Genomic DNA, 20,225 nt, shown 5'->3' with positions numbered 1-20,225 from the left:
ACTCAGGGGACCAGGGCGCCGACTTAATCCAGGGCAGGTTCCGCCGGCGCCGTCGGCCACTCCACGGCGGCCGGAAAGCCGGGCTGGGTGTCGATCCGCGACAGGTAGATCCGATAGGCGCACCAGGCATCTAACTCGGCCTGCTTGAGCGGCAGCGCCGCCGCTTCCGCCTCAGTGGCCAGGTTCAACCGCTGCGCATCCTGCAACGTGGCGAGCGTGACTTGCAGCGCGCTAATGGTGGCGGTTGCTGTGGCATTCAGCCCAGAACGCGTACGCAACGCCGCCCCCGCCAACGCCTCGGTCGCGGGCGCTAACACCGGCCCGAAATCCAGCGCCACGGCCCGCGCAAACAGCTCGCGGCCATAGCCTTCATTATCCGCCGGCGAGGCGGTGAACAGCATTTCACCCAAGGTTTCGGCGGTCTCGGCGAACGTCACCCAAAGGTTTAACGAGGTGTGCTCGGCGTTATTCCACTGCGGCGCGCGCGCGCTTTTTACCGTCAACATTAGGAAACCCTCAAGCAGAGCGTGGCCGAGTCCGGGTTAATCGCGTCGTGGTTGTACAGCGTGCCCATTAACTTCCAGGTCCCCGCCGGCGTCCCACTGCTGCTGGCCCCGCCCGCGTTGGTGAACAAACACTGACTGCCGGCCACCAAGGTGCCTTGATACAACGGCTCGTAACTGGACGAGGCGCTGCCGCCGACCATCAGCAGCGCATAGGTGCCGACCCCACCGGCCTCGGCCGAGGCCTGCGCGACAATCGCCTTGGGGGTGGCGTTGGCATCGTTCCACAGCCCGGCCAACGCCGCGTCGATGGTGGCCTTGGTATAGGCATCGCTGATGCCATAGCCGCCCAGCGTGGTGGCGTTATTGGCTTTGCCCGCCAGCAGCGTGTTGGTGGCCGTTTGGGTATAGGCATCGCCAATGCCGTAGCCGGCCAGGGTGATGGCGTTGTTGGCCTTGCTCGAGAGCAAAAAGTCGGTCTGGTTTTTGGTGTAGGCATCGCCAATGTTGTAGCCGGCCAAGGTGGTGGCCTTCAACGCATAGTCGCCGCCCGAGGCCTGAATCGCCTGCAGCAGTTGCGTCGGGTCGTTGGCATCCAGCGCCGGCAGGTAAGCCAGGATGGCGTTGGCCAACTCTTCTTGGACCATGTTCAGCCATTCCGCCTTGAGCGGGGTGGGGGCGACCCCGCCCGTCACGCTGCCGTAACGAAACAGGCCCAGGGCCGCGACCAGATCGGTCCAGCTGGAAATTCGTTGCATTGCTATAGCTCCTCGAGGCCGGCCACTGACGCGGGAATCACGTAGTGAATGGCGTTAAACAGTTGGTCCACCTGGGCGGCAATCCCGGCCACCACGTCCTGGCCAAAGCCCAGCACCACGTCGGTATATTCCGGCGCGTCGCGCTGCAGCCGACAATCCAGGCTGGCGGCGGCCTCGGTGCCAAAGGCGTCAGCCGGCACCGAGGCGATCCAGCTCCAGGGCCAGCCAGCGCCGTAGAGGAAATCGCCGACACTGGTCGAGCCGACCCGGGCCGGGCGAAACTCCTCAATCTGCAGCGGCAGATCCAGCTGGCTGCCGAGCTTGCGGTAATAACTCAGTTGCGGCGCGCCGGTGGCGGTCAGCTTGTCGATCACCGCCTGGCGGCGCTCCTCCAGGGTTTGCGAACCGGGCACCGTGCACACATCGGGCAGGCCCAGATAGCCCTCCCAATACGGCAGCAACAGCGTGGCCGTGGCCGGATTCACCTCCAGCAACAGCGCCTCGCCGTTGCCATCGACCCGGGCCAGCTCCGGGGCCAGCGCCGCGACGATCTGCGCCCAGTTCGGCTGCAGCTCCAGGTCAAACGCCGGGCCCGGCGGTAACAGTTGGCGCAGTTGCTGCGCGTAGTCCGTCTCGGTCAAAGCCATGTCATCACCCCCGGTACCGCCACTTGATTCGCACCCAGCACGACATCCGCCGCCGGCACACTCAAGACGTGATCGGTTTCGCCCGGGGTGTTGCTGATGGTCGCCCGCACATGGGAGATTTTCAGGGTTTGGCTTGGGCCGCCGGCGTCCAGGATCAGCCCACGCAACGCTTGCGTGACCGCCGTGCGCAACGGCGTGCCATCGGGCACCAGGTGCAGACTGAAATCAATCGGCCGCGGCTCGGGCGCCAGGGCATACACCTCGACGGTGACCGGGCGTTTTTGCTCCAGGTGGGCTTGCACCTCGGCCACCTGGGCCGGGGTCGGAATCAGGTCGGGATCGCCATCGCGCACGAACGCCAGGCCAAAGGTGCCCGGGCCCATCCAGCGCGGCAGCGCCCACGCCCGAGTGACGCCCGGCACTTCCAAGGCCCACTCGACAAAGTCGGCGCCGTTGCCGACCTTGCTCGGGTTTTTAAACGCCGCCTGCACCCGGGCCCGCAGCGCTTCCACCTCCTCCTGTTCCGTGCCGCCAACGATGCCATCGGGGCCGATGACGGCGGTGGCATTCACGCCCAACACCGGCGTCACCGCGGTCAGGTTGCCGGCCTCGAGGTTGCCCAGAGTGCCGACGTCTTCGGCGATCACCAGCAGCGTGGCGGCCCCCGCCACTAGGGTAACGGCCTGCGCCACCACGTAACGCCGACCATCGTCGGAGCGATAGACCTGGCCGGCATCGACCAGGGCGCCGCTGGAGCCGCTGACCACCGCCGGACCCGTGGCCGCCACGGCCGGGTTGCGCCCGCCCTCCAGGCGCCAGTCGGCCCAGTTCAGCAACATGGCTTCATCGCACTGAGCCGGGTTGGACTGGCGGGCGATCCAGGCTTGATAGCCGTACAGCTCGTAGGCGGTGCCGCTCAGCGCCCGCGCCGCCACCTTGGCATCGGCGCGGCGCAAGGCGTCCGGGGCATTGCGCTCAAAATCGGCTTCGGTGCGCTGGATCAGCGCCGGTAGCGTCGGAATGTCATACGCCATTGATCAGCTCCCAGGTGTCTGCAAAATTCAGTTTCAGCGTTTCGCCGCTCGGCTCGGTCAGCGTCACCCGCAGGTTCATCCGGTCGTTGCCTTGGCGCTCAACGGTGACCGTCACGGCCGTGACCATCTGGTCATCGAGCAGCCAGGCCAAGGCCTCTTCGGCATAGGCCTGGGCGTCCTTGAACGTGTCCGCGACTAACGTGCGCCGCGCCAGCAGCCACAGCCGCGAACCGATCTGGTCACCCGCCACCGACGGCGCGCAGTCGCCCCACCAGCCCTTGCGGTCGCTGTCGTCCACCGGGTCATCCGGCCCGGCCCGGCGCCAGGTGAACAGGCTGATGGTCACCGCCCGGCGCAGCAGCGCTTCACGGCTCATGCCTCACCCCCGACCGGCGGCCCGCTTTGCTCGGTGCCCTGTTTCACCCCGTCATGCGGGTGATTGATCTGACTGACCCCGGCCGCGACCTGATCGCCGGCCGACTCGATGCGCCCGGTGCTGGTGATCAGTGGCGTATCGAAGTTCACCGAGGCCGACGCCTTGACGTTCAAGGTCACGGTTTCGATGTCGATGATCCGCCCGCGCTTGAAGTGCAGGCGGTCGCCTTCGTCGGTGTACAGCGCCACCTCGCCCGACTGCAGCCCCTGCAGGCGAAAGCGCCGATCCGCCACCACGATCACCACCGCGTGGCTGCGGTCGCCGCCGATGAAGCCCGCCAACGCCTCGGCCCCTTCCAGGGGGCAGGCCGTGAAGCCATACGGCTCCAGGTGCTCCACGTTGTCTTTGACCTCACCGGCCAGCAGCCGCAGCTGCAGGCTTTGCAACTTGTTCGCCGAGTTGCCCAGGGCCACCAGGCCGCGCGCCAAAATATTTCTCATGGTTGGTAGTCCGCCGGAATGAGGTATTCGAAGTTGTCGCTCTTTTTGCCTTTCTTCAGCTTGCGTTTGGCCTGCGCGTCGTTCGGCTCCGGCAGGAAGGCCTCCGGCGGCGCCACGCTGATTTTCGCCGTGGTGCCCTGCTCGCCCAGTTCGTAACTGATTTCACTGATCAGCATGTCGCGGTCCAGGCCGATCAACGGATCGATCACCCGCACCAGCATGTTGTGCCGCCACAGCGCGCCGTTGCTTTGCCGCCAGCCCTGCACCACGTAGTTCACGGTCAAGGCCTTGCCGACCGCCGTGGCCCGCTCCCACTCGACCCGCTCGCGGGCCAACGCCGGGGTGAGTTGCCCGGATTGCTGAATGATCTTGACCCGCCGCCGGGCCAGGCGGGGGTCGCTCAGGCGCGCTTCGACCTCGCTGGCCGCGGCGCCAAAACTGGCGTCGCTGCCGCTGCGCTGGCCCTTGCTGACGTATTCGGAAAACACCCCGGAGAAGTCCAGCGCGGTATCCCCCGACAGCACATTTTTCCCCAACTCCAGGGGATCGACCGCCCGGCCGGCACTGCCGGGGCGGGCAATCACCAGGCGGCCATGGCCGTCGTCGGTGCTGAACAGCCGCGACAGGGTCAACAGCCGGTCGATGCTGTCAAACGCGGTCTCGCCCGGCTCCAGCGTGTGGTCCTCCAGGCCCAGGGTCACCGCGGCCTCATTGACCACCTTGATCCCGTACTCGCCGGCAATCGCCGCGATGATCGTTTGCACGCTTTGCCCGCGCCATTGCCCGGGCTGATTGACCGCGGCGCAGTCGACCAGGTCCGCGGTGCGCGAGCGCCCGACAATGCTCAGGGTCACCGACTCGCTGTCGTAACGAATCGGCGTGCTGAACACATACCCGGTCAACAGCAGATCCGGGCCAATGCGCACCTCCACCGCTTCGCCCTGGGCGATCCGCACCGGCACCTCGGCGCTGCCCGGCCAGCGCCAGGTCACGCCCAGGGTGAAGTCCCGCGCCTGGCGTTCCAGGCCGGCGCCGATGCTGACGCTTTTCCAGCCGGCGTAGTCGTGCCCACCCACGCTCAGGGTGACGTTGTTCAGCTCATCCATGGTTAGGTTTTCGCGACTTGAAGTTGGGTGGCGGGCACAAAGCCCGGGTGGCGTACACGGTTGCGCGCAACGATCTCGTCACTGCGCCGCGCATCGCCATACAGCGCATGCGCCAGCACCAGGGCCGACACGGTTTCAGCCGGGGCATACCCGCGCAGCCCGACCCCGCTGCGGGCTACCTCGGTCAAGTGCCGATCCAAGGCCACCCGCGCCTCGCTCAGCGCGCCGAAGTGGTCCGGCGGGCTTTCCCCCGCCACCGACCACATCGCCTCGCTGATCGCGTCACGCACCGCCAGCACGTCATCGGCTACCGGCACCGCCGTCTCGACCTCGGTACCGGCCACGACCGTGGCCCCTTGCTGCGCCAGTTGCACGTCCACCGCCGCCGGCGCACTGACCCCCTGACTGACCGCGACCGGCACCTCGGCCATGTCCAGCAGCACATCCAGCAGCGCCGCATCCTGCACCAGGCCAATCACCGCGCTCTGAATCGTCGCCACCTCCGGGTCCGCCGGTACCGGCGCCGCCTGCAGCGCGGACAACTCCACGGCCTTGCTGCGGCTCGCGTTAAACGCCCCGCTGGAGCCGTAGCCGCCGAACGAACGCTCCAGGCCGCTGATCCCGGACAGCAGGCTGTCGGCGAACGCCCCCGGGCCATTCATCAGCGAGGACACCAGGCCGCCGATATCGCTGCCCAGGGCGCTACCCGGACTGAGGAACTTCAGGGCAAAGCCCAGCGCCCCCGACACCGCCGAACGCACGGCACTGACACGTTGCCGCGCCAGATCCACCGGCGCCATGGCGGTGTTGAAGCGGTCCTTGATCGAACCCAGCAGGCTTGGGGCCTGGGCCGCCAGCGCCCGGCGGGTGTTCGGCGACTGCACCGGAAACTCCAGCATGCCGTCGATAAACACCAGGTCAAACCGCGCCATGCCCAGCTCATTGCGCGCATGCGACAGCTCGCATTCGCCGGCGGTGACGGTCAGGCGACCGAACCACGGGTGCACCAACTCACCCGCGCCGAGCGTGTCCAGCGCCGTCAGCAGCCGGTCACGTTGCGCCAGGAAGTCATCGCCGGCGACAAAACCGCTGAACTTGTACTGCCGGGTGCGCCGCCCGAGGTCTTCGACAAAGGGTTGATTGCGCCGCGGGAATTCATGCAGCTGGGTCCGCCGCCCGACAGGCACGCTGTCGCTGTCCACCAAGAACGGCACCCCTCGAAAGGAAGCGGCTTGTTTGCGGTCGCGCCATTCACTCATTACGGATTACTCCCTGCCAGCGAGCGGTAGCCCACCTTCGGCATGATCGACAGACTCGACTGATTGCTGGTCCCCGGATCGGCGCGCATGCCGGGCGGGGCATTCTCAAAACGCACCACCAGTCCGCCTTCCAACTGCGTCCGGTTATTCGCCGCGCCTTGCTGGAGCAGCGCGCCCGGGGCCGGAAGGGACGGCTGACGCAGCAGCTGGCCCGGGTCTAGGCCGGTCTGGGTCAGGTTGCGTTGGGTCTGCTGGCCCTTGGCAATGCTCACCGCATTGGCCTGCAGGAACGCGCCGGTACCGCCACCAGGGCCGGCATTGCGCTGGCGTTGCTCCTCGGCATAGCCCGCCACCTTGGCGGTGATCCCCGCGCCGCCCTCCTCCATCCCGAAGAAACTCATGATCGGCTCAAGGTATGGTTTGACGCCCTCCCACAATCCTTTGAAAAAGGTGGTGATCGGCGACCAGTGCTTGATCAGCATTCCCAGCGGCGACCAATCAAACACGGTTTTCATGAACTCCATGAATGGGGTCGCTAGCGCCTTGATCAGCTCCCACAGCTCGGTGAAGAATGGCCCGACCGTTTCCCAATTGGCGACGATCAACCCGGCCGCGGCTGCAATCGCCACGGCAATGATGCCAACCGGCGTGGCGGCAAACGCCACCCCGAGCAACCGGGTGGCCACGGTCGCGGCGTACACCGCCACCCGCAACGCGGTGAAGGCGCCGCCAGCAATGGCCAAGCCCTTGACCAATTGCGGGTTGGCCTGGATCAACTCGGCCGCTTGCGAAATCATCGGGCGCAGGCTGTCCACCACCCCGTTGATCCCCGGCAGGAGCGCCGTGCCGACCGCCCGCGCCACACTGGCCGCGGCGTTGCGCAAGAGCTGCAAGTTGTTGGCCGTGGTGGCCGCCCGCGAGGCGTACTCCTTATCCATCGAGCCGGCGTATTTCTGCGCGTCCCCGACCTTTTGCAGGTTGCCTTTGAGCAGATCGAGGTTGGTCAACAGCGGCGCAATGGCGGTGATCGACTCGGTCCCAAACAACTCGGAGAGCAGCCCCGCCTGCTTGTCCTTGTCGACCATCTTGATCCGGTCGAGAATGCCAAGCACCGCCCCCTGCGCATCGGTCTGCATCGACTTGGCGACCGCCTTCGAATCCAGGCGCAAGGCTTTGAAAGCCAGCGCCTGGCCCTTGGTAGCCGCCGAACCCTTGGTCATGGCTAACATGAAGTTTTTAATACCGGTCGCGGCCACATCCTGCTCAACGCCAACGCCGGCCATGGTCGCGCCAAGCGCGGCGATCTGCCCGGACGCCAAGCCGGCAATTTCACCCAGCGGACCGATCCGCGTGACGATGTCGGAAATCTGCTTGGTGTTGGCCGGGCCGGTGTTGCCCAGGTAGTTGATCTTGTCGGCCAGGGTCTCCACACCGCCCTGGGTCAGTTTGAACGAGGTCCGCCACTTCGCCATCATGTCACCCGACTGATCGGCGGTCTGATCGAAGGCAATGCCCATTTTTACCGCGGCCTCGGCAAAGCCCAGCAACTCCTCGCGTGCAATGCCCGACTGGCCACCGGCGGCGACGATTTTGGCAATGTCATTCGCCGCCATCGGCAGCCGGTCAGACATGCGGCCGATGTCCTCACCCATCTGCTTGAACTGCGCAGGGGTGTCGAAGTTGACCACCTTCTTCACATCGGCCATGGCCGACTCGTATTGAATCGCCGCTGCGGCCCCGGCAACAAACGGTGCCGCCAAGGCCCCGCCGGTGACCACGTCGCTAAAGCCGATCTTGCCCAGACCGGTGCGCTCCAGCCCCTTGCGAAAGCTGGCGACGTTTTTGCGGATACCCGCCAGGGTCGGTGACAGCTTGTCGACGCCGGTGATCAGCGCCTTGAGTTGAAACTTATCAGCCATAGCACCTACCCCTGCTGAACTTGATTAATGCGCTGGGCGTTCGCCAGCGACTCGGCGAACGTATCCAGCGGCAGCGCCATCATCTGCTCGGGCCCGACCTTCCAGAAGAAAGCCAGGTCATAGGCCACGGCAATCAGGTCGGCGACTTCGCCGTCTTCGCCGAGGCCGCAGTCATGAAAAAACCCGAAACCGCCCAGGCCAAATTGTTCAGATCGTGGAGGTCCAGCTGGTTCACCGACGGCGCCGGAATCCCGGCACAGACAGCGATGTATTTGGCCGACGCCTCCATGTCGAGGGTGACGTCCTCGTTTTTGTCGATCTTGTACGGCAGCGCTTTGATCGCGCGCACCTCGGCCACCGTCGGCCGGCGCAGGGTCACTTCCAACACTTCCTGGTCATGCGCTTGAATCGGCGCGGACAGAATGTAGGGCTTCACTTCGCTCATTGGTAACCCCCTTTGCTGCCATCCCACTGGATGTCGATGGTGCCGTCATCACCCTTGGAACTCGGCTCGCCAACCACGAAGCCGCCCGCCAGCACGTAGACCCGGCCGTTCTTGAACTCGACGGTGACCGTCTGATCAGTGGCCGCCATGATTTGCTTGATCGGCAGGTCCGGCGAATCGACCACGGTGGCCTTCACATACGCCACCAGGTCTTCTTCCTTGAAAAAACCCGGCGCCACCGACTCGCGCTTGACGTCACTCAGCGGCACTTCCACGCCGCCGGTGACAGTGAACTGAACGCCGTCTGCCTTGATGTAGACGGTGCCCGCAACTTTCTGGCCCATGGCCTCTCTCCTACAAAAAAGCCCGCACGCGGCGGGCTATGGACGGTGGTGAAGTCAGATGGCGTATTGCAGGCGGAACTGATACTGCAGAGCGAAGATCCGCAGCTGATTGACCAGGTCCGGCGGATACAGCACGTTGATCCGGTTCGGGTTGGTGCTGGAGCGTTCCACGACCAGGTTGGCCGCAAAGGCTTCGGCGTTTTCCACAATGCCCAGCAGCTCCAGCGCGTAATAGCCGGCGATCAGCTCGGCGCGTATCACGTTCGGCGTGACGATGGCCTGACCCGCACCAAAGCGCGTGCCGTCATTGGCCAGCTTGTGGCGGCCGTACTTGCTGGTCACCCGCGACTTGAGGTAGCCGATGACATAGGCCGACTGGTGCAGCGGCTCGCTGTCCAGATAGGAGTCATCCGGCTGGTCATAGGCGTTCAACTGGTAGCTGGTGATCGCCCGCTCAATGCGCTGCGCACCGCCTCCGAAGTAGGCCGTGGCAATGCCGCGGTTCAGCAACGACTGACGCTCGGTCAAGGTGAAGCGCTCGCCGGCCGGAGCCGGAATCACTCCGCTCAGATCGCCGCTTTGGGTGGGCCGCGCCGGATCCGCCGAGATGAATACTGCGGTGCGCGCCGCATAGGCCGCTGCCACGTTCCACACTGGATCGGGACAGCTCGTTTCAAAGCCATGAATCGTCGCGTGTTGGTCGTTACGCGCCGCGCCCAACGCCACCAGTTCACCGAGGGTGCCACGCTTGGCGGTGTAGACATGTCCGTAAAGTTGCTTGGCCCAACTCCAGCGCCCGCTAGAGTCGTCCATAAAGGCTTTCCAGGCATCCAGCGAAGTGGCATCAGCCCACGGCGCGCAGATGAACTCGAACGGCTCGTCGCCCAGGCTGGCCAACGCCACGGCCACATCTGGCGCACCTACGCCGCCACTCATCGCCGCCAGTACCACGGTCAGGCCGGCCGGAGTGTCCTCGCCGTTGTTACGACCCAGGCGATTGAGCTGCAGCATCAGGTCGTTACCGCTCACGCCGGACCATTTGCAGGTCAGCGTCACCACGCCGGCCACGGCCGCGGCCGTCACCGACAGCCCGGCGGCATTCACCGCCGCCGCCAACGCGGTGGCCACCGCCGTCGGGGTCGCACCCTTGGTCACGGTAGCCCGCACACGGCGGCCACCCAGGTACAGGTTCAGCTCGCCCCCCTCGGTGGCTGCGCCGGTAATGGTGACGGTACCAGTTGCCTTTTCGCCGTCGCCCAGGATCGGCAGGCACCAGACTTCGCCGGCCGGATCGCTGCGGCGCCAGGTCTCGTACATCTGAGCCAGCATTGAGCCGACGCCACCGATGCTCTTGGCCAGGCCCAGGCTCGATACCAGGGTCAGCTGGCCAATCTCCGGCGCCGTGGCGTCATCGTTGACCTGCGCCACGATGAGTCGTGGCATGCTCGAACCGGCGCTGTTGGCCTGCGAATTGTCGACCTCGGCGTAGAACAACGGCACGCGCAGATCCGACGGGATGTTGTTAAAGCTGATAGGCATTATTCAGCGCTCCCAAGGGTGGCCGAAGCTGGGTTTTTAGTGGCGGCCTTCACCTGCTTTGGCGCCTCAGGGGTGACCTCCTGCTCAGGCGCGTCGGTAGTGACGTCCCGGTCACGCAGGCGGCGCAGCCAGTACGCGTCTCGCGGGACTTCACGTCCCTCGACGGGCAAGTCGCCGCCGGCTTCAGGGTCGGGCACCACTCGGCCCGCGGCCGGGTACACAGTCATGCGGCTCATGGAGAGTCCTCAGTGGGTTGCGGTAGTTCAACGGAGAAAGTCGCCTCGACCCGACCATCGGGGCCAGGACGCTGCAGGTTGGGGTCAGCCGGATCTATACAGTCCATGCTGAAATCGACACCGGTGAAACCGGGCAAACCGTCGAGTTCGAACTCTTGCCAAGTTTCGGCAGGCTCATCGCTGCGATTGCGACCAAGCTGGAATTCGGAAAAGAAGGTGAACTGGTAAACCACTCGGGCACGACTGATATGCAGCAGCGCGCCCTTGCCATATTCAATGGGGTCGTACTCAGCGGAAGGTGTCCAGCCGACCAACGCCCGCCAGAGCTCGGCGCGCAGGTCGTGCAAAATGTCGTTGTCCGCCTGCCCTCGCTCGTCGGAGGCATCCAGAACAATTACTACATTGAATTGATCAGTGATGTCCTGGATCACCGCGTTCTGCGCTTTGCTCGGGCTTGCGGCGTCGGCAGTTGCAATGACGTAAGCAGCAGGTAGAGCCAGCTGTGCACTTTCGACGACTGCATCCCAGTCGATGCCGCCGGAAACTCGGCCGGTAAACGACGGGCACGTCGCTCGCAAGTGAGCAACGATCGGTTTCAGTTTCATAGAGGTGTCCGGAGGGGTCAGCGATCAGCTCAGGGCAGCAGCGAACGCGGCAGAGAGAATCGATTGAACTTGCGATGAGGAGTCCTGCAGAGCGTCGGCCATGTAGTTGTCGCGAGGTTTGATTCGCCATTCTCCGGCGGCACGCTCAGCGAGCGCGGCAGCCCTCGCGCCAATGGCTCGGCGGTTAGATTTGCCCTTCCCCTTTCCAGGTGCGAGCTTTCCAAGCTTTCTACCCTTCTTCACCCCATAGTGCAGGTAGGCCGGGTAAAACTCTTCCATTGCTGCGGTTTTGGTCGGGGAGATACGGACCAAGAAACCCGAGCGGGAAACCTTAAAACTTACCGATTCAACCGTGACGCCCGTTCGGTTAACCGGATAGCCATCCTGGCCTTTACCCAGCACCAGGTTCATCTGTGCGCGCTGCGTGATCAGCAGACCAACTTTGCGCATACCCGCACGGATCTTGCGCTTGTCGAAGGCGTCGCGCTCGAAACTGTCGAAGCCCTCGACGTGTAGATAACCGTCAATCGAAGCAGAGTTAGACATAGATTCCCACTCCGTTCTTAAGTTGACCCAAATCCTCGACTTCAAGAACTGTAAATCTGTGCGCGCCATTCAGATCAGCGCTGCGTTTCACTCGGTACAATGTCTGACCATGAACGACTTCATGAGCGTCTGTGATTCCAGGGTGGTAGCGCAGAGTGATGCGATGAGTGAGCTTGTTTTCTGTCTGAACGCTATTGGCATAAATCGCTGTCCCAACAGGCTCGATCTTTGCCCAGCGATTTTTTGATTCAGTGAATACCGGAACCAAGCCCATATCCTGAGCAGGAACATCTGCCCTGATTCGAATTGTGATTCGCCGATTCAACTCACCGCTATGCGGCTCACGAAGCTTGTTTGCAGAGCCAGCCATTTAGATGCCCCACCCGATTCGGTACGGAGTCAGTAGGGTCCGAGACCCTGCTGGCATACTGCTAAAATCATCACCCACCAAAGAATCTTCACGGTTGCTATAGAGATTTCCGAGAATCAGCAAACATGCCGATCGGATTGAACCAGTGATTAAAATTGGTGAAAGACCAGCGTCCCCGGCTGATATAGCTGCGTCCAAGCTAGAGGTGTCAGCGTAAAACCTACGATTCAAAAACTGGACCGCAACGTCTTCGGCTGCCTCGAGCAAGGTCGACACATACTCGGCGTCATCGTCTTCCGCCCGAAGGTGCTGTATGGCGGTATCGAGAGAAATTACCGTCATGTTAGGCGCCCGGTTTTTGGTCAGTCGCAAGCCCCTTGGCAATCAGCAGCAATGCCTCATGTTTGGGGGAGGCATATCCCGCGCCGCCGGCTTGTCGGATTTCTTTCCCGTCTAGGTAGCTGCGGATCGGGTAAATCACTAACTGATTGTCAGCGTCAACTGCTGCGAGGCTTAGCGGCGAAGAATCAACAACTGGGGAAAAAATCGTTACAGCCTCAGCGTCCGTATTGATAGGAGTGACGTTCTGATCCACCGAGGTAACACCAGAGTTTCCGTCTCCGCCAATAGGGGTTTTTTCCGACTTTTCCTGGTTCACGCGAGCCATTTTTATGCCTCCAAAAGAGAAAGAGCCGCCTAATGGCGACTCTTCTTAAAGTGGTGAAATTTAAGGCGTGGCGATCAAGGGACCGGTCACGAACGCTTCAGGTCGATACACCGCAAACGCCAGACGTTCCTCAGCACGGATGGTGACCATGTTGTTTTCGAAGTCTTTGTCGTTCTCAGTAGAGATCAACACTTCGATGCCCATACGATCGAAAATCTGTGCAGCCAGGCTAAACGCGCCTGTCAGAAACTGGTTCTGGACAATGGCCTGCGTTTCAACCACAGGCAGATTCCACAGTCGCGGCGACGTGCCTTCTTGCGGCTTGCCAATGATGTAGCGGTTCTCGCCGTCCTTGAGTAGTTCGATCGCGGCCCAGTCGATCGGGTTGAGCACGATGCCGGTAGATGGGAACTCGGCCAGTGTTGCCTGGAGCAGCGCCAGACGGATGCGATCAATGCGTTGCTCGGCTTCAACGGTAATGCCAGCTGGCGAAAGATATGCTTGAGCCTGCGGAATAATGCCGTGCAGATTGTTCCCAGTTCCGTTGCCATAAAGCAGCTGAGCTTCTTCAGCAAGCAGCAAGCCGTAACGTGCCCGGGCGTCGATGTAGCTTTGCAACGCGGCTGCGTCATCGAGGATCTGGCGGCTACCTTTGAACAAGTGCGCAATCGTACGAACGTTCGCGTTTTCCAGGCCGAAGGTCAGTTCGCTGTAAGGCTTAGCCAACCCCTCGCCGACAATCGCGGCGTTGTTGGTGAAGCCCGTCTCACGCACGTACTCGACGGCGTTGGAGCCCGTGGTACCTGGGGCGACCAGATCGCGAATAGTCAGTCGACGCTGCGGCGCGAGAATGACGCCGATGCGCTCAGCCGGTACCAGAGCGCCACCCGAGGCCGGGCCCGAGGTCAGCGCAGCCCGAGGCACCTCGACCCGGCGGGAACCACGGAACGAGCTGCTGACTCCCTCCTCTTGCATCTTGGCTGACACCAGCTGACCAGCGGATTGCTGAACTTCCGGATCATGTTGTTTGCCAGCATTGACCAGCTTCTGTTCGGCCTCTTGCACACGGGCTTGCAGCTCGCCTTGCTTAAGCAGGAGCTCGTCCACCTTGCCGCGGGTTTCCGCCTGCATCTCACCGGAGGCTTTGATTTCCTTCTCGGTGCGCTCGGCATAGGTTTTGATCTGATCACCAACAGCTTTCAGATCCGCCTGGGTTTGTTTCTGGGATGCTTCGATTTGGGAAAGATCTGGCATTTTGTGTTCCTTCAGAAATGAAAAAACCGCCACGCGGGCGGTTAGTAATCGGGCTGCTGAGACAGTCGTTTATCGAACAGGGATGAGACCCCGTAACGCTGACGCCTGGGTTGCGGTTTCTTCAAACGCGGATATATCAAGGGCAGCGCGAAGCGTACCCGGCACGACAGCGCGAGGCTTGTCGCCACCGGCAGCGCTAGGCGTACCGGTCTTGATTTCGGAAAGCAGTTTGCGTCTTTCGGTACGGGGCATGCCGGACTTGGCGAGGGCGGCGTCCAGGCGGCGCGCGGCGTGCGCCTGGCTCTGCTCCTGATCCGTAGCTTCCTTCACCTCATCGGCGGAAATGAGGCCGGTGGCGAAACCTTTCTCCATGGCGGTCGCGCCGCCCATGTAGGTTTCCGCATCCAGCATCGCTTCGACGGTCTTCTCGGCCTGTCCGCTGGTGTCGGCATACAGCCCGATCATGGCGCGGTCGAACTCTTCCATGGTGTCGGCCAGCTCACGGATCGCGTGTCGATTCCCAGCAAAGTAGGTCCAGCAATTGTGGATCATCAAAAAGGCAGTTTTGGCAACTTCGCGCTTTTCGCCGGCCATGGCGATCACGGACGCCGCCGAGGCAGCCAAGCCCAACACCTTAGTCGTGACCTCCTGGGAATGCTCGCGCAGCCGGTTGTAGATTGCGATGCCTTCAAACATGTCGCCGCCGGGCGAGTTGATGTACACGGTGACGGGTTTGTCGCCGATGGCACGCAAAGCGGCGTCCACCCGCTTCACTGTGACGCCCTCTCCCCACCAGTCCTCGCCGATGATCCCGTACATGGTAATGGTGTCGGTTCCGGCTTCCATGGCGGCACGTATGTCCGGATTCCACATTTCGAGCGCACGAGGGCTCAGCTCGCAGCGGAAGCCGCTGGCTTTAATATTCAGCGCCATGGTTACTCCTGATTTTGGCCAAGCCAGTTTTTCAAAGCAGCCTGCGCGGCCTGCCCATCGGTGGTTTTCCCCAATTGATCAATTGGGGTGAGGTTGGTTTGTACGGTGAGTACCGCGGCATTGCCGCCTTTGCGGGGCAGGTTCTCTTTAACCCGGCAGTCGTCCCGGGTATAGATGCCGTTCTGCACCATCGTGCTGTAAAGCGAAGCCCGCGCGGCGCTGTCGGCTTTGAGAAAGGCTTCAAGGGCGAACTCAGCGTAAAAGGTTCGGCGCTCAACCGCTGTCAGAAGGCGCTTGTTTACGCACTGCTGGATCTGGCTGGTGATCGAACTGATGCTGAATGTGAGGAACGCAATCATCTGCTGTTCAAGACCAGTCCCCCAATTGCTACCGGCGTCTGTCTTTCCGACCATCCAAGGCGGGACGCCAAACCAACGACAAACCTCTTCGATGCTGTAAGCCCTAGATTCCAATAACTGAGCGTCGACTGGATTGATGCCGATCGACTCTGGCGTGATGCCCTGCTCGAGCACAGGCGAGCGGCCGGCGTTCAACGCGCCCGATACCTGCTTCACATAGTCACGGAATTCTTCACGCTGTTCGGGCTTCAGTACTCGGTCGACCTTGAAGGCCACCGCGGGCAACAGACCATTCTTAAAAGTCCCATTGGCGGCATCGTCCGCGGACATCGCTGCGCCGAACACGTCCGCGCCGTAGCGAATGGCTGACAGCCCGACCCGGCCGTCCAAGCTGAAGGCCGGAATGTGCAGCATGTCTTGACGTTCGATCTTTCGCCGCGCACCTTTTTTCGGTCGGTACCAGTACTCGACCCGGCCATCGCTATCGAGCTCAAGGTCGACCCGTGACGGCAACAGAAAATCCAGCGCAATGATTCGTCCGCCAATCCGCATGATTTCTGCGAAGGCATTGCCGCGCAGCAACATGGCAGCAACCATCGCTTGCCAGAACTGAAATGCAGTCATGTCCTCATTCGGGCTGGTGTGGATGACGTCGTAAATCGGAAAGTCGCGCGCGTCACTTCTGCCGCCGTCCAGCTCCCGGCGGTAAACCCCTAAAGGCAGCCCAGCAACTGAGGTGGAAATGATCCGCACGCATGACCAGACCGCTGACAACTGCATGGCGTTATCAACGGTCACCGTTTTACCGGAGCTTGACTGGCCGCCGAGGAACTGCCCCCAGAAGCCGCCGTCGCTCAACTTGATCGATTTTCCGAACCAATCCCCCATAGAAGCGCTGGGTTTTCGGGCGGCGCGACCGATTACGGCCGATAAGGATTTAGTCACCTGTCAGCCCCTTGCGCACAAAGCCCGCGATGAGAAACAGAGCGACGGCGCCCGCCAGCAAAGACCAGCCAAGACCCGCCAGAATGTAGACAGCCGCAACTGCCAGGCCGAACCCGCACAGGGCGGTCAAAATGAAAACGTGTAATGGGTTCATACGATGATCGGATTCCGAATGGCTGCCATGAAGTCGTCGTTGCCCCGTCCTTCAGGGTTCAGAGAAATCAAGGTCACCGCGTTGAATAGGGCCATCAAGGGATCGATCTTGGCCGAGCCACTGGCTTGCTTGGTGATCAGGATGGAGTTCGCGCGCGGCTCGACCTTTGCGTTGCTGACGCACCAAGCCATCATGGGTTGTCCGCCGTGCTTCATGCCGCCTTCAGCCAATTTGCGTTCCGCAGTCTTGATCGCCCCTCCCAGCTTCCAGCCTTGACTGATGGCAACGATTTTTTCCGGTGGAATTTCGCGCTCGATCATCGCGTCGTAAATCGCGCCGATCCCGACCGGGTCGACTCCCACCTTGTCCAGTAGGCCCGACTCTTCTAACTGCTCAACCAGGTCAGCAACCTCGAGAACATCATCGCCGATTCGCTTCGACAGGGTCAGGTCACCGTCTTTTTCAAAGTCATGGAAGCGAGGGGCTTCAGCTTTTCTTCGCTCCAACACCGAGGGGTGAGCCCATGCGTGTGTCCATATCAACCAGTCGCGCGTTTGTTTATCCCGGCCAACAGCGGCAAAGCCGAGCAAGTCATCCAGCCCCCCGCCATCAATACCGACGTCAATGACGTCGCACCTAGTTATCAGATCATTGAGGGTGAGCTTCTTTTCTGATGCGCCAGCCCAGTAATCGGCTCCAGCCCAGCGGTCTGAGCGCAATGCGAGACCGATCTCGACATTGAGATGTTTGGACATGAAGCCCAGAACCTCTGACTCTCCGGCCTCTTGAGCCTTTTTCATTTCACGGATCAGAAATTTTTCGCTGACCGAGTACCCCATGTTTGGGTTTGTAATGTAGAAATTCTCGGGTTTGCGATGGTCATCCGCGTCGAGGATTTTCTGCGGGAACTCATAAATCACGGGCAAGAAGTTTGGATCGATAATCGTGCCGTCACGAACACCTCGGGCGTACTGCAGCTTCTCGCGAAACACGCCGGCCGGGGGCTGATCAGACTGGGTCGTGAGGTAGATCACGAAACCTTCGGGTCGTGACGCGAGACCACCGGTTGCTTCGCGAAGCATATTCGCCGCATGCGGGTTCTTGCCAAACAGGTGCAGCTCGTCGACCAGGACGACGGCGGCCTTCTTACCGCCGACCGTGTTTTGATCGGCAGCGACCACTTTTAGCGTGGCGCCGGATTCGCGGTGTGTGATCGTCCGAACGTGGTCTTGCACATGCAACAGCGCCGAAAGCTCTTCGTCGTGTTTGACCATGTCACGCGCGGGAGCGTACGCGTTGTTCGCAACCTCGATCGTCGGCGCCAGGATGATGAACTCGGCTGACTGGCGCCAGTTCCGGATCAGCACGGTGAGCATAATCGCGGCCGCGATGGTGCTTTTTGCGTTCTTCTTGCTGATGAGCAGAAAGAACTCCTGGATCAGCCGCTCACCAGTATTGGAGTTGTACGCACCGAAAATCGCACCCGCCAAGTCACTGATCCACGGCGCGCAAGATTCCCCAATTAAGGGGCTACCTGGTGCGTCGACAATCCGCAGGTCGTTCAGAACCTGCATGCACGCAGCCGCCTCATCCGGAAACAGCGGCGGGAACGGTACTAACGATTGTCGGTTGATGATCCGCGATTCCCAATCTGGGCACGCAGTGTCCCAGGTGGGTTCGTTCAATTATTTCACCGATCGCAAATGAGTAGGGGGTGGTCGTGCCGCGCCAAACTTGCCTTTGGATGCTGTCTTCGCTGCGTTTTCCTTTTCTTCCTTTTTGCCGCCCTCGCCTTTGCGCGGATGGATGAACGGCATAAGCGCTTTCGCAGCGTCGACCCGAAGCTTCGCGTCCGCGTCGTAGTCGTTCATGGTCGCGATTAGAAATGCTTTGGGATCGGTGAATGTCATCGCCTTGGAAAAGTCGAAAGTGGATTCTTCACCGCTCTCATCGAGATCCTGGGTCGGCGATTTCGCCTTCGCTGGCTTGGCGACCGCGTTAGCATTTTTGTTAATGGGCGAAGACGCCAATGCAGCGAGGACGTTCGGGTGTTTGGCCAAACGTGAACCGGCGACCGATGCGCTGGAGGCCGCGTATCCGGCGGCGATAGCTGCGTCTTTGTTGGACGCACCTCCCCTCACAGCGTCGACGAAAGCACGCTGCTTGGTTGTTAACGCCATTAACAAAAAACCTGTGTGGGGGAAAAAATCTGTCCGTGCGGGGGCGAGTGGTGGCCGAGGCTAGACCTGCCACGGTTTTGACCCGCCCCCTCCCCTCGGGGACGGGGCACTGGCGTGCCACACGCGCAATCGAAAATGATTCTCAATGGCGGACAGGGCCTCGGAACTTCACGCTCTCCCCGCTCCAGCGGCAGCCTCGGCGACGGTCTTGAGTTTGTGGCAGGGAACGCAGAGAGATTGAAGGTTCGCTTCATCGTCCAGCCCGCCACGAGCGCGGTTCACGATGTGATCCACCTCCAGCTGAAGCGTTACCAAGCCACAAGCCTGACATGTGTACTCATCACGCAAGAGGATACCGGCGCGCTTACGCCGCCAAGGGCGACCACCTCGCCCCGCCCCCCAGCCTGCTTCACCTTCCGCTCCAACTGGCAAAGCGAAAGACCTGCCTTCGAGTTGTTTGATGCGAGGCGGCAGAGTTTTGAGTCGCGACATATTTGAACCCCCTTGTCCATTCGAGCAACGTGGCGCGGACTACTTGTTCTGACTGCGCTTGATCTGGGCGTATACCTGGTCGGCACACGTATCTAGCAGCTTGATGAGGATGGTCGCGTGGTTTACGCCGTGCGACTCGCCTAAAGCGCGAACTGAAACCAACCTTTCCGGTAGGCACGTTCGATTGCATCCCAGTCGGGTTGCGTGGCTGTCGTAGGTTCACTCTGATACTTGAAATAATTACGAATTGCCGGTATTGATGCGCGTCTTTTGAATAGTAAGGAAGCTGAATTTCATGCCTCGCACACATATCCGATCTCTCGTAGCCTGCACGTTCGCAGCAGTAACTCTATTTGGTTGCGCTGCAACGCCCAAGGCAACGTGGACCAACAAGGGCCCCGTAGAGATTGCTGCAGAACGTGGAAGAGTCGCTTGTTACACCGACGCAAACATAATCGATGGCGAGCGAATGGAAGGCTCCCTATGTGCATCTGCAGCATCTGGATTTTTGAGTGACGGCGAACCGGAAGTATATTTCAGTCCATGGAATCGGCGATTCTTGCAAGTGCCGATAAGCCAAGCCACAACAGGGGTCACTGTCCCTTACGAAAATAAAACCGTCTTCTTACAATGCATACCACTAGCGTCAACAGATAGTAAGGTGGAGGCGGCACGCGACTGCAAGGTCACGATCAATAACCAGTTGCTAGTCAGCGCCAAGATTACCTATCCACCAAAGTAACCGCCTTCCCGTGCCGCACTCAAATGCGGCATACCTACCCTTCAGCAACTTCCAAGATGATTTGATCAGCTTCTGCTTACCCAGGCTGGTTCGAGAAACGTGTCGCGGATTCGGTTACCTGGTCAGTTTCTTCTGGACGATCAGGCGAGCAATCATCACTACCAAGCCCAGCACGCCATAAGCGATTGGTGGCAGTACGGCCTGTAGCTGGGGCATCAACTGCTCAGCCAGACTCAATGCTGCAATGGCGCCACCAGCCTGAACGCTGGTCATGCTCAGTGCTTGTTTCCAGTTGTCGATCAGTTGCATGGG

Annotated in this window: 27 protein-coding genes; all 27 read right to left on the bottom strand. The window is 61.4% G+C overall.

Annotated elements, in window-relative coordinates:
- Positions 1-23: 23 nt before the first annotated feature.
- Complete coding sequence (locus F8N96_RS03980) at positions 24-506, bottom strand: phage tail assembly chaperone (protein WP_150796668.1); 483 nt, start codon at positions 504-506, stop codon at positions 24-26.
- Complete coding sequence (locus tag F8N96_RS35280; RefSeq protein WP_224794074.1) at positions 506-1,261, bottom strand: hypothetical protein; 756 nt, start codon at positions 1,259-1,261, stop codon at positions 506-508. Before F8N96_RS35280 ends, F8N96_RS03980 begins: the two co-directional genes overlap by 1 nt.
- A 2-nt stretch (positions 1,262-1,263) precedes the next feature.
- The gene (locus tag F8N96_RS03970) at positions 1,264-1,908 is read right to left on the bottom strand and encodes a putative phage tail protein (RefSeq protein ID WP_150796667.1); all 645 of its coding nucleotides are present in this window, start codon (positions 1,906-1,908) and stop codon (positions 1,264-1,266) included.
- Entirely contained in the window at positions 1,899-2,942 is a 1,044-nt protein-coding gene (locus tag F8N96_RS03965) for a baseplate J/gp47 family protein (RefSeq protein WP_150796666.1), read from the bottom strand. Before F8N96_RS03965 ends, F8N96_RS03970 begins: the two co-directional genes overlap by 10 nt.
- Positions 2,932-3,318, bottom strand: coding sequence for a phage GP46 family protein (locus F8N96_RS03960; protein WP_150796665.1), 387 nt, complete (start codon positions 3,316-3,318; stop codon positions 2,932-2,934). The genes F8N96_RS03965 and F8N96_RS03960 overlap by 11 nt, the downstream gene beginning before the upstream one ends.
- Positions 3,315-3,818, bottom strand: a complete 504-nt coding sequence (locus tag F8N96_RS03955; protein WP_150796664.1) for a phage baseplate assembly protein V — start codon at positions 3,816-3,818, stop codon at positions 3,315-3,317. The genes F8N96_RS03960 and F8N96_RS03955 overlap by 4 nt, the downstream gene beginning before the upstream one ends.
- Entirely contained in the window at positions 3,815-4,924 is a 1,110-nt protein-coding gene (locus F8N96_RS03950) for a phage baseplate assembly protein (protein ID WP_150796663.1), read from the bottom strand. Before F8N96_RS03950 ends, F8N96_RS03955 begins: the two co-directional genes overlap by 4 nt.
- 2 nt (positions 4,925-4,926) lie before the next feature.
- Positions 4,927-6,183 carry a DNA circularization protein gene (locus F8N96_RS03945; protein ID WP_150796662.1) on the bottom strand — a complete coding sequence of 419 codons (1,257 nt, stop codon included), beginning with the start codon at positions 6,181-6,183 and terminating at the stop codon, positions 4,927-4,929.
- Positions 6,183-8,102 (bottom strand): phage tail tape measure protein, encoded by a 1,920-nt coding sequence (locus F8N96_RS03940; protein ID WP_150796661.1) that lies wholly within the window; start codon positions 8,100-8,102, stop codon positions 6,183-6,185. The genes F8N96_RS03945 and F8N96_RS03940 overlap by 1 nt, the downstream gene beginning before the upstream one ends.
- 5 nt (positions 8,103-8,107) lie before the next feature.
- Positions 8,108-8,230 (bottom strand): hypothetical protein, encoded by a 123-nt coding sequence (locus F8N96_RS35675; RefSeq protein WP_263596448.1) that lies wholly within the window; start codon positions 8,228-8,230, stop codon positions 8,108-8,110.
- 5 nt (positions 8,231-8,235) lie between these two features.
- A complete protein-coding gene (locus F8N96_RS03935) occupies positions 8,236-8,547 on the bottom strand; it encodes a phage tail assembly protein (RefSeq protein ID WP_150796660.1) in 312 nt (103 codons plus the stop codon).
- Complete coding sequence (locus tag F8N96_RS03930) at positions 8,544-8,891, bottom strand: phage tail tube protein (protein ID WP_150796659.1); 348 nt, start codon at positions 8,889-8,891, stop codon at positions 8,544-8,546. Before F8N96_RS03930 ends, F8N96_RS03935 begins: the two co-directional genes overlap by 4 nt.
- 54 nt (positions 8,892-8,945) lie before the next feature.
- On the bottom strand, positions 8,946-10,430 hold the full coding sequence (locus tag F8N96_RS03925; RefSeq protein WP_150796658.1) for a phage tail sheath subtilisin-like domain-containing protein: 1,485 nt from the start codon (positions 10,428-10,430) through the stop codon (positions 8,946-8,948).
- The gene (locus F8N96_RS03920) at positions 10,430-10,666 is read right to left on the bottom strand and encodes a DUF2635 domain-containing protein (protein ID WP_150796657.1); all 237 of its coding nucleotides are present in this window, start codon (positions 10,664-10,666) and stop codon (positions 10,430-10,432) included. The genes F8N96_RS03925 and F8N96_RS03920 overlap by 1 nt, the downstream gene beginning before the upstream one ends.
- Entirely contained in the window at positions 10,663-11,271 is a 609-nt protein-coding gene (locus F8N96_RS03915; protein ID WP_150796656.1) for a hypothetical protein, read from the bottom strand. The genes F8N96_RS03920 and F8N96_RS03915 overlap by 4 nt, the downstream gene beginning before the upstream one ends.
- 24 nt (positions 11,272-11,295) lie before the next feature.
- Positions 11,296-11,817: a hypothetical protein gene (locus tag F8N96_RS03910; protein WP_150796655.1), complete on the bottom strand. Its 522-nt coding sequence runs from the start codon at positions 11,815-11,817 to the stop codon at positions 11,296-11,298.
- Positions 11,810-12,187, bottom strand: coding sequence for a phage head closure protein (locus tag F8N96_RS03905; RefSeq protein ID WP_150796654.1), 378 nt, complete (start codon positions 12,185-12,187; stop codon positions 11,810-11,812). The genes F8N96_RS03910 and F8N96_RS03905 overlap by 8 nt, the downstream gene beginning before the upstream one ends.
- Positions 12,188-12,529 carry a head-tail connector protein gene (locus F8N96_RS03900; RefSeq protein WP_150796653.1) on the bottom strand — a complete coding sequence of 114 codons (342 nt, stop codon included), beginning with the start codon at positions 12,527-12,529 and terminating at the stop codon, positions 12,188-12,190.
- Between the two features lies 1 nt (position 12,530).
- Positions 12,531-12,854, bottom strand: a complete 324-nt coding sequence (locus tag F8N96_RS03895) for a hypothetical protein (RefSeq protein ID WP_150796652.1) — start codon at positions 12,852-12,854, stop codon at positions 12,531-12,533.
- A 60-nt stretch (positions 12,855-12,914) separates the two neighbouring features.
- Positions 12,915-14,108, bottom strand: coding sequence for a phage major capsid protein (locus F8N96_RS03890; protein ID WP_150796651.1), 1,194 nt, complete (start codon positions 14,106-14,108; stop codon positions 12,915-12,917).
- A gap of 69 nt (positions 14,109-14,177) precedes the next feature.
- Complete coding sequence (locus F8N96_RS03885) at positions 14,178-15,041, bottom strand: head maturation protease, ClpP-related (protein WP_150796650.1); 864 nt, start codon at positions 15,039-15,041, stop codon at positions 14,178-14,180.
- Between the two features lie 2 nt (positions 15,042-15,043).
- On the bottom strand, positions 15,044-16,345 hold the full coding sequence (locus F8N96_RS03880) for a phage portal protein (RefSeq protein ID WP_150796649.1): 1,302 nt from the start codon (positions 16,343-16,345) through the stop codon (positions 15,044-15,046).
- On the bottom strand, positions 16,338-16,499 hold the full coding sequence (locus tag F8N96_RS35005; protein WP_191625229.1) for a hypothetical protein: 162 nt from the start codon (positions 16,497-16,499) through the stop codon (positions 16,338-16,340). Before F8N96_RS35005 ends, F8N96_RS03880 begins: the two co-directional genes overlap by 8 nt.
- Complete coding sequence (locus F8N96_RS03875; protein ID WP_150796648.1) at positions 16,496-18,184, bottom strand: terminase large subunit; 1,689 nt, start codon at positions 18,182-18,184, stop codon at positions 16,496-16,498. Before F8N96_RS03875 ends, F8N96_RS35005 begins: the two co-directional genes overlap by 4 nt.
- Positions 18,185-18,679 (bottom strand): terminase small subunit, encoded by a 495-nt coding sequence (locus F8N96_RS03870; RefSeq protein WP_150796647.1) that lies wholly within the window; start codon positions 18,677-18,679, stop codon positions 18,185-18,187. It abuts the gene before it with no gap.
- A 168-nt stretch (positions 18,680-18,847) separates the two neighbouring features.
- The gene (locus tag F8N96_RS03865; protein ID WP_150796646.1) at positions 18,848-19,171 is read right to left on the bottom strand and encodes an HNH endonuclease; all 324 of its coding nucleotides are present in this window, start codon (positions 19,169-19,171) and stop codon (positions 18,848-18,850) included.
- 856 nt (positions 19,172-20,027) lie between these two features.
- Positions 20,028-20,222 carry a hypothetical protein gene (locus F8N96_RS03860; protein WP_150796645.1) on the bottom strand — a complete coding sequence of 65 codons (195 nt, stop codon included), beginning with the start codon at positions 20,220-20,222 and terminating at the stop codon, positions 20,028-20,030.
- Between the last annotated feature and the right edge of the window lie 3 nt (positions 20,223-20,225).

This window comes from Pseudomonas fluorescens, from assembly GCF_902497855.1.
In the GTDB taxonomy this organism is placed as follows: Bacteria; Pseudomonadota; Gammaproteobacteria; order Pseudomonadales; family Pseudomonadaceae; genus Aquipseudomonas; species Aquipseudomonas fluorescens_BI.
This window is presented reverse-complemented; position numbering and strand designations above follow the sequence as displayed.